Below are 8892 nucleotides of genomic sequence, written 5' to 3' on the forward strand. Positions count from 1 at the left end.
TGGTTGCGGCTCTTTGCGCCGTCGCATCGGGCCGGCGTGCCGGCCGCATCGGAGCGCGTGAGCGAGCGTGCGACGGAGTAGCGGGCGGGGCGCGGTTGCGCCGCAAGCAGACGACCGGACAACGATCGCGGGGAAGTCTCGAACCGGCGCGCAACGAACCACCGCCACGCGCCGGCCTTCACGCTTCGCTTAGAACCCGCCCGACTTGATCAGCTGGTTGAGGTTCGCGATGTTCAGGCTGCCGAAGCCGGTCGTGTAATCCCAGCCGGTGCCTGCGTTGTAGCCATACCCCTGATAGCCGTTGTTCCCCGACACCACGTCGTAGCGCACGAGCGACGGGTTCGACGGAACGTCGGCGTAGAACTTGCCGGCCGGGAAGCCGAGGCCCGTGCCGTTCGCTGCGAGCAGGCGCGCCCAGAGGCCCGTGAAGATCGGCGCGGCGAGGCTCGTGCCGCCGATCTGCTGCAACTGGCCGTAGTTGTAGATGTACGCGCCGGTGCTTTGCGCCGCGTCGAACGACACGTCCGGCAGCTGGCGGTTGCTGCCCGACTGCCACGACGGCGCGGGCAGGATCGTGCTGACGCCGCCGCCCGTCGCCCACAGCTTGCCGTTGCCGTCGAGCCCTTCGTTCCACACGGTTTCATTCGAGAACGCGCCCGACGACGTCGTGTAGAGCGTCGTGCCGCCGATCGCGAGCACGTGCGGCGACGAAGCCGGCCACGACACCGTGTAGTTCGAGCCGTCCGGATAGCCGCGGTTGTTGCACTCGTACACGCCTTCGTCGCCCGACGAAACCGAGAACGTCTGCCCTTGTGCCGCAGCGGTCGTGAAGATCTGTTCCTCGGCGTCGATCGTGCCGTCCGCGTTCGCATCGGTTTCGCACCAGCCGAGCGATACGTTGATCACTTTCGCGGTGTTGTCCGACACGGCCTGGTTGAACGCCTGCGTGAGGCCGGTGTTGCCGCTGGCGTTGAGGTCGGCCATGTAGAACACGAGCTTGCCGACCTTGCCGCCGGCCGAGCCGACGATCGACTGGCTGTCGAGATCCCACTCGCCCTGGCCGTCCTGGTCGTCGGTGTAGGTGCCGCCCGAGCCGTTGGTCTGGACGGTCTGCGTCGAGACGGTGCTGTAACCGTTGCTCGACGTGAACTGCTTCAGGTCCTGCAGCGTCTGCGACACGCCGCCGATCGTGATGATGCCGACGGTGACGCCGGCTGCGGTCGGCACGCCGGTTGCGTTGTAGAGGCCCGGGAATTCCTTCGGATAGTGGCCGGTCGCCGTGCCGGCCGCGAGCGCCTGCGGCTTCGACACGTTGCCGATGCGCAGCAGCGGCCGCGCATGCGCGACGCTCTGCAGCCCGAGCACCGAGCCGACGACGTCGCCGAGCGCGCGCGGCACCTGTGCGGTCGACGTATTGGCGAAGCCCGAGCGGCCCGCGTATTCGAAGTGCACGAGCGACGTGTTGAATGCGGTCTTCACGGTGCCGGCCGTGCCACGTGCGGATACCAGCAACCGGTTCGGTGCGACCTCGACGTTCACGAAGCCGCTCTTGTGCAGATAGTCGACGACCGACTTCACCTGCGCTTCGGTTGGCGCGTAGTTGGCGAGGAACTGCGCGTGCGTGAGGTACTGGCGGTATTGCGCGCTGCCCGGCCGGTTCACGTCGCGCGACAGTTGCTTGAGCTGCGCGGCATTGCGCAGCTTCAGGCTGACGACGACGTTGGTCGTTTCGCCGGCCGCAAGTTCGAGCGACGGCGCCGCGCTGCGCGCCATCAACTGCGGGCCGGTCAGAAAGGCCTTCGTGTGGGTGTCGACCCAGTCCGTCGCCGCATGCGCTGCAGCGGCGGCGAACACGAGCGGTGCCACGCACGCAAGGCGGCGGGGCGACGGCAGGGGCAGGGCAAACCAGGCGTTCCTTTTCATCGGGAGTCCTTTTTAGGAGAGACGACGTTGCTGGAGCCCTCGACCCTTGTGGGATCGCGAGCGGTGACGAGCGTAGGGCGTCACCGCCGTTCAAGTAGCTGCCATTTTCCATAGCTGTCAGTTCTGACATCGGCGCGTGCGTGCGCATGCGTTGCGTCATTCGCGCAAGTGATCGCAGCAGGGGCGAACGGAACCGGTTCGCGATACGACGGCATGCAAGGCGCGACGCTCGCACGCACGAGTCGCTCGTTGCGGCGCCTGAGCGTGCACGATCGCGAAGCGGATCGATGCGTGAACGCATTGCGCACGACCGGTCGTTGCCGCGTGCCGCGTCGCACTATGTGGTCAAACGCAACGGCACGGCAGGAACGGATCGGCGCGTGCACAAAAAAGGGGCTGGTCGATCGCAAACGTTTCCCGAACTGTGGAACGGTGCTTCCGACAGTCTTGCGGGCTGCTTTCGGATTCCATGCTGCGGTTGCAAATTAGAGTAAAGACTCGAATTCGGCGGCGTGTGCGTGCCGACACGGTGGACGGCGGGCTCGCGCGAGATCGCACGACGCCGTTCGTGAAATTCCGCCTTGACGCGCGTCGATCAGCGGATATCCTTCGATTCATAACCATCGGGTTATGGATTTGGACATGCAGAACGCACACGACATGCTTTTCAGGACACTTGCCGATCCCACGCGCCGCGCGCTCTTCGAGCGGCTGTGCGCGGACGGCGAGCTGACGGTTGCCGCGCTGACGGCCCATGCGGGCGTCTCGCAGCCGGCCGTCTCGAAGCATCTCGGCGTCCTGAAGCAGGCCGGGCTCGTGAGCGATCGTCACGAAGGCCGGCAGACGCACTACAGCGCGCAGCCTCAAGCGCTGGCCCCGTTGATCGACTGGACGAGCCAGATGGCCGGCTTCTGGCAGAACCGGTTCGATGCCCTCGAAGATCTTCTGAAAAGGATGGACCAGTAATGAACCAGGCCACCACCGAAACGCGCTCCGTCGTCGTCGACCGGGAGCTGCCTCATCCGCCGGAGAAGATCTGGCGCGCGCTCACACAACCGCACCTGATCGAGGCGTGGCTGATGAAGAGCGACTTCGAGCCCGTCGCGGGCCGCGCCTTCAGCTTCCGCGCCGACTGGGGCTCGGTCGACTGCACGGTCCTGACGATCGAGCCGCCGCATGCGTTGTCCTATACGTGGGCCGCGTACGGCCTCGAAAGCGTCGTCACGTGGACGCTCACGCCGACGCCGGGCGGCACGCACCTGCGGATGGAGCAGGTCGGCTTCCGCACGGATCAGGAGCAGGCGTACCGCGGCGCGCAGCACGGCTGGGTCCGGTTCTTCGACGCGCTCGAACAGGTGCTGGCCCGCCCCGACGAAGGCACGGAGGCCCGCGCATGAGCACAACGGATCTCACGCCGTCGGAGCGCATCGACGCGCTGATCGCCGGCATCGCCGACTGGCGCGGCAAGACCTTCGCCGACCTGCGCCAGACGATCCTCGACGCGCAAGCGGGCATCGTCGAGGAATGGAAATGGATGGGCAGCCCCGTATGGTCGTGCGACGGGATGATCGCGGTGGCGAACGCGCACAAGGGCAAGGTGAAGGTGACCTTCATGCACGGCGCGCAGCTGCCCGATCCCGACCAGCTGTTCAACGACGGCCTCGACGGCAATGCGCGGCGCGCGATCGATTTCTTCGAAGGCGACAAGCTCGACAAGCGGGCGCTGAAGAACCTCGTACGCGCGGCGATCGACTACAACCGCACGCATCTGAAGAAGAACGCGCGGTCCGGCGCGGCTGCGAAGCCGCGCAGCAGCAAGGCCGCATGACGCGCACCTGACGCGCAGGCAAAAAAAAGCCCGACACGAGGTCGGGCATCCAAATCGGCCGCAACCGCCGCGAGGCGGCTGCGGCACCTGCAAAAGCAGGGCGCTTACGCTGCGAGCAGCGAGCGCAGCACGAACGGCAGGATACCGCCGTGCTTGTAGTAGTCGACTTCGATCGGCGTATCGATGCGCAGCAGCACCTGCACGCGCTGCGTTTCGCCGTTCTTGCGGTTGATCACGAGCGTGACGTCCTGCTGCGGCTTGAAGTCGTCGCCGAGGCCTTCGATGTCATAGGTTTCGTCGCCGGTGATGCCGAGCGACTGGATGCTGTCCGAGCCCTTGAACTGCAGCGGCAGCACGCCCATGCCGACCAGGTTCGAGCGGTGGATGCGCTCGAAGCTGCGTGCGATCACGGCCTTCACGCCGAGCAGTTGCGTGCCCTTCGCGGCCCAGTCGCGCGACGAGCCCGTGCCGTACTCTTCGCCCGCGAACACGACCGTCGGCGTATCGGCGCCGACATACTGCATGGCCGCGTCGTAGATCGACTGCTGTTCGCCGCTCGGCTGGTGGATCGTCAGGCCGCCTTCGACGCGCGAGCCGTCTTCCTTCGCCGGGATCATCAGGTTCTTGATCCGGACGTTCGCGAACGTGCCGCGCATCATCACGTCGTGGTTGCCGCGGCGCGAGCCGTAGCTGTTGAAATCGGCCTTCTGCACGCCGTTTTCCTTCAGCCACTTGCCTGCCGGCGAATCTTCCTTGATCGAGCCTGCCGGGCTGATGTGGTCGGTCGTGACCGAGTCACCGAAAATGCCCAGCGCACGTGCGCCCTTGACCGTCGGGATCGACGCAGCCGGTTCCATCGAGAAGTCGTCGCCGAAGAACGGCGGCTCGGCGATGTACGTCGACTTCGGCCAGTCGTAGACCTGGCCCGATTCGCCCTCGATCTTGCTCCAGAGGTCGCCCTTCTTGGTCAGCTTCGAGTAGTTGTCCTCGAACTTCTTCGGATCGAGCGCGAACTTGAGCAGCGCGTGGATTTCTTCGCTCGTCGGCCAGATGTCGCCGAGGTAGATGTCGCGGCCGCCCTTGCCCTTGCCGACCGGCTCGGTCATCAGGTCGCGCGTGATGTTGCCGGCGATCGCGTAGGCGACGACCAGCGGCGGCGACGCGAGGAAGTTCGCGCGGATGTTCGGGTGGATACGCGCTTCGAAGTTACGGTTGCCCGACAGCACGGCTGCCGCGACGATGTCGTTCTTCGTGATCGCTTCGTTCAGCTCCGGCGTCAGGTCGCCCGCGTTGCCGATACAGGTCGTGCAGCCGTAGGCCGCGACTTCGAAGCCGAGCTTCGACAGGTAGGGCAGCAGGCCCGTCTTCGTCAGGTACTCGGTGACGATGCGCGATCCCGGCGCGAGCGAGGTCTTGATCTTCGGATCGACCGTGAGGCCGGCCTCGACCGCCTTCTTCGCGAGCAGGCCGGCGGCCAGCAGCACGCTCGGGTTCGACGTGTTCGTGCACGACGTGATCGCGGCGATCAGCACGTCGCCGTTCTTCACGTCGACGCCGTTGCTCGTCGTGTATTGCGTGGCCAGGTCGTCCGCCTTCTTCGCGAAGCCGTTGTCCGCCACCGGCTTCGAGAACAGGTCGGTGAACGTCGACTTGACGTTGCCGATCTCGATGCGGTCCTGCGGACGCTTCGGGCCGGCCAGCGACGGTGCGACCGTTGCGAGGTCGAGCGTCACCGTCTTCGTGTAGTCGATGTCGCCGGCCTTCGGGATGCCGAACAGCTTCTGCGCCTTGAAGTAGTTTTCGAACGCGGCGATTTCCGCCTTCGTGCGGCCCGTGCCTTCGAAGTAGTCGATCGTCTTTTCGTCGACCGGGAAGAAGCCCATCGTCGCGCCGTATTCCGGCGCCATGTTGCCGATCGTCGCGCGGTCCGGCAGCGACAGCGACTTCGTGCCTTCGCCGAAGAATTCGACGAACTTGCCGACGACCTTCTCCTTGCGCAGCATTTCGGTGATCGTCAGCACCAGGTCGGTGGCCGTCACGCCTTCGCGCAGCTTGCCCTTCAGCTCGACGCCGACGACGTCCGGCGTCAGGAAGTACACCGGCTGGCCGAGCATGCCGGCTTCCGCCTCGATGCCGCCCACGCCCCAGCCGACCACGCCGATGCCGTTGATCATCGTCGTGTGGCTGTCGGTGCCGACGAGCGTATCCGGGTAGTACACGGTGTCGCCGCCGTCCGCCTTCTTGTGGACGCCGCGCGCGAGGTATTCGAGGTTCACCTGGTGGACGATGCCGACGCCCGGCGGCACGACCTTGAACGTGTCGAATGCCTGCATGCCCCACTTCATGAACTGGTAGCGCTCGTTGTTGCGCTGGAATTCCAGTTTCATGTTCAGGTCGAGCGCGTCCTTCTGGCGGAAGTAATCGATCTGGACCGAGTGGTCGACGACGAGATCGACCGGGACCAGCGGTTCGATCTTCTTCGGGTTCTTGCCCGTACGCTCCGCGACGCCGCGCATGGCCGCGATGTCGGCGAGCAGCGGCACGCCCGTGAAGTCCTGCAGCACGACGCGCGACACCACGAACGGAATCTCGTCGACGCGCTTCTCGGTCGGCTTCCAGTTCGCGAGCTGCTCGATGTGCGCTTCGGTGATTTTCTTGCCGTCGTAGTTGCGCAGCACGGATTCGAGCACGATACGGATCGACACCGGCAGGCGTTCGATCTTCGTCTTCAGTTCCTTGCCGAGCTGCGGCAGCGAGTAGAACTTGCCTTTGCCGGAACCGCTGTCGAATTCCTTGAGGGTCTTGTGGAGATTGTGGGCCATGGTGATTTTCCTGGGTTTAAGGCTAGGAAACAAAGTGTCCTGTAGATGACGGCTATATCACATACAGATCGACGTACTCATCGACCGGCATTGCTTCGAGCTTTGCCTGGTCCAGCGACACGTCGAGAATCGCTTGTTGCTGCTTTGCCGGGAAGCGGCGGGCAAGGTTGGTCCTGAACTTCTCGACCAGGAGCGGGACGCCTTCGGCCCGGCGCCGCCGGTGGCCGAGCGGGTATTCGACCGCCACCTCGGCAAGCTTCGACCCGTCCGTGAACTCGATCGTCAGTGCATTCGCGATCGAGCGCTTGTCCGGGTCGTGGTAATCCTTCGTGAACTGCGGGTCCTCGACGCACACGGTTTTCGCGCGCAGCGCGTCGATGCGGGGATCGGCGGCGGCCGAATCTTCGTAGTCGGCCGCGGTCAGCCGGCCGTACAACAGCGGCACGGCGACCATGTACTGGATGCAGTGGTCGCGATCGGCTGGATTGGCGAGCGGGCCCTGCTTGTCGATGATGCGGATCGCGGCCGCGTGCGTGCGGATCGTGATCCTGCTGATGTCGTCGGTCGTGCGGCCCGCGGCGGCGAGCTGCGCATGCAGCTGCAGCGCGGCCTCGGCAGCCGTTTGTGCGTGGAATTCGGCGGGGAACGCGATCTTGAACAGCACGTTTTCCATCACGTACGTGCCGTACGGGCGCTGGAAGCGGAACGGCTTGCCGTCGAACAGCACGTCGTAGAAGCCCCAGGTTTTAGCGGTGAGCGCCGACGGGTAGCCCATTTCACCCGTTTTCGCGATCAGCGCGAGGCGCACCGCGCGGGAGGTTGCATCGCCGGCCGCCCACGACTTGCGCGAGCCGGTGTTCGGTGCATGGCGGTAGGTGCGCAGCGCCTGGCCGTCGACGAATGCATTGGACACCGCATTGATCAGCTCGTCGCGCGTGAGCCCGAGCAGCCGGCCGACGACGGCCGTCGATGCGACCTTCACGAGCAGCACGTGGTCGAGCCCGACCGCATTGAACGAATTCTCGAGAGCGAGGCAGCCCTGGATCTCGTGGGCCTGGATCATCGCGACCAGCACGTCGCGCATCGTGAGCGGCTTCCGGCCGGCCGCGACGGCCGTGCGGGAAAGCCAGTCGGCCGTCGCCAGGATTCCGCCGAGATTGTCGGACGGATGGCCCCATTCGGCGGCGAGCCAGGTGTCGTTGAAGTCCAGCCAGCGGATCATCGCGCCGATGCCGAATGCGGCCTGGACGGGATCGAGCTGGAAGGACGTGCCGGGCACCTTCGCGCCGTTCGGCACGATCGTGCCGGGCACGACGGGGCCAAGCAGCTTGGTGCAGGCAGGGTAGGACAGCGCCTCGAGTCCACATCCGAGCGTGTCGATCAGGCAATGACGCGCCGTCTCCAGCGCGAGCGCGCTGTCGATGCCGGCATTCAGCACGTAGTCGACGATATCGACGAGTACCGTATCCGGAGCAGGGCGGACGTTGGAGACCGGGGCGGACATCGAGGGGCCGATGGGAACGCGCTTAGTTCGTTGCCGGCTTCAGCTCGTTCGACTGCGTCGGTGCCGGCGTGCCTTGCGTCATTTCCGGCGTCACGCATTCGTCCGCGAGGCGCTCGCCGCCGTTTGCGTCGGAGAACAGCATCGCCTTGGTCGGGATCACGATCAGCTTGAAGCCTGCTGCCGGATCGTAGAACGTGTCGGCGCCCGTCGTCGTGGCCTGACGCGGCAGCTTGTAGTTCTTCTTCGCCCAGTGAACCGTGACGACCTGGTCGCGCTTCATGTCGCCGGCGAGGTCGAACGACAGACCTTCCTTGCAGGACCACTTGACCGCGCCGTCCGGTACCGGATCAACCTTGGCTGCGGCACGTGCCTGGGCCTTCTTGCTGCGCGGGATGATGCGCTTGGCCGGCGCCGGGCGCTTGGCCGTTGCCTTCTTCGCGGTCGTCGTGGTCGTACCCTGGGCAAACGCGCTCGGAGCCGACACCAGCATCGTGGCGGACAAGGCGCCGATGGCGGTAGCGATCAGGAGTTTCTTCATGGAGTCAGAACCTTTCGATAATCAGTTGACAAGGGCCGGCAATCGAAGCTGCCGGCCGGTTTGAAACTGCACGCGCCCCGAAAGCGCGCAGCGGCCGCTATTTTCACCTATTTGGCCGCGCATATATCAGGTTTTCGGGCTCCGTTACGTTTTTTGTCGTTTCGCAAACCTCTATCCGGTTCGCGCGTCGTCGAATGCATGAAACTCGTGTATCGGCCGGCGGCGCGCGCTTACGGCGCGCGGCCCGCGGCGGCCGGGCCGAACAGCGGCGCGGCCT

The 8892-nt window shown here is 65.4% G+C and carries 8 protein-coding genes; 4 read left to right on the forward strand and 4 right to left on the reverse strand.

What is annotated here, in order from left to right:
- Positions 1-189: 189 nt before the first annotated feature.
- The gene (locus G3N93_RS27740) at positions 190-1923 is read right to left on the reverse strand and encodes a protease pro-enzyme activation domain-containing protein (protein ID WP_174937093.1); all 1734 of its coding nucleotides are present in this window, start codon (positions 1921-1923) and stop codon (positions 190-192) included.
- 642 nt (positions 1924-2565) lie between these two features.
- Between G3N93_RS27740 and G3N93_RS27745 the strand changes: the two genes are divergently transcribed.
- The 3 genes from G3N93_RS27745 to G3N93_RS27755 are packed head-to-tail and all read left to right on the forward strand — an operon-like array spanning position 2566 to position 3751.
- Complete coding sequence (locus G3N93_RS27745; RefSeq protein ID WP_041493622.1) at positions 2566-2889, forward strand: helix-turn-helix transcriptional regulator; 324 nt, start codon at positions 2566-2568, stop codon at positions 2887-2889.
- Positions 2889-3320, forward strand: a complete 432-nt coding sequence (locus G3N93_RS27750; RefSeq protein WP_043177686.1) for an SRPBCC domain-containing protein — start codon at positions 2889-2891, stop codon at positions 3318-3320. The genes G3N93_RS27745 and G3N93_RS27750 overlap by 1 nt, the downstream gene beginning before the upstream one ends.
- Entirely contained in the window at positions 3317-3751 is a 435-nt protein-coding gene (locus G3N93_RS27755) for a DUF1801 domain-containing protein (protein ID WP_174937099.1), read from the forward strand. The genes G3N93_RS27750 and G3N93_RS27755 overlap by 4 nt, the downstream gene beginning before the upstream one ends.
- Positions 3752-3855: 104 nt before the next feature.
- Here the strand turns inward: G3N93_RS27755 and acnA are convergent, their stop codons facing one another.
- The 3 genes from acnA to G3N93_RS27770 are packed head-to-tail and all read right to left on the reverse strand — an operon-like array spanning position 3856 to position 8615.
- On the reverse strand, positions 3856-6573 hold the full coding sequence (gene acnA / locus G3N93_RS27760; RefSeq protein WP_174937101.1) for an aconitate hydratase AcnA: 2718 nt from the start codon (positions 6571-6573) through the stop codon (positions 3856-3858).
- A gap of 52 nt (positions 6574-6625) precedes the next feature.
- Positions 6626-8077, reverse strand: coding sequence for a bifunctional 2-methylcitrate dehydratase/aconitate hydratase (locus tag G3N93_RS27765; RefSeq protein ID WP_206134402.1), 1452 nt, complete (start codon positions 8075-8077; stop codon positions 6626-6628).
- A 22-nt stretch (positions 8078-8099) separates the two neighbouring features.
- Positions 8100-8615, reverse strand: coding sequence for a hypothetical protein (locus tag G3N93_RS27770; protein WP_011355750.1), 516 nt, complete (start codon positions 8613-8615; stop codon positions 8100-8102).
- 60 nt (positions 8616-8675) lie between these two features.
- Here G3N93_RS27770 and G3N93_RS27775 point away from each other — a divergent pair.
- The coding region (locus G3N93_RS27775; protein WP_206134403.1) for a hypothetical protein at positions 8676-8892 on the forward strand (217 nt) is incomplete at its 3' end.

Origin of the sequence: Burkholderia sp. Se-20378, assembly GCF_017104665.1 — a bacterium.
GTDB classification, from domain to species: Bacteria; Pseudomonadota; Gammaproteobacteria; order Burkholderiales; family Burkholderiaceae; genus Burkholderia; species Burkholderia lata.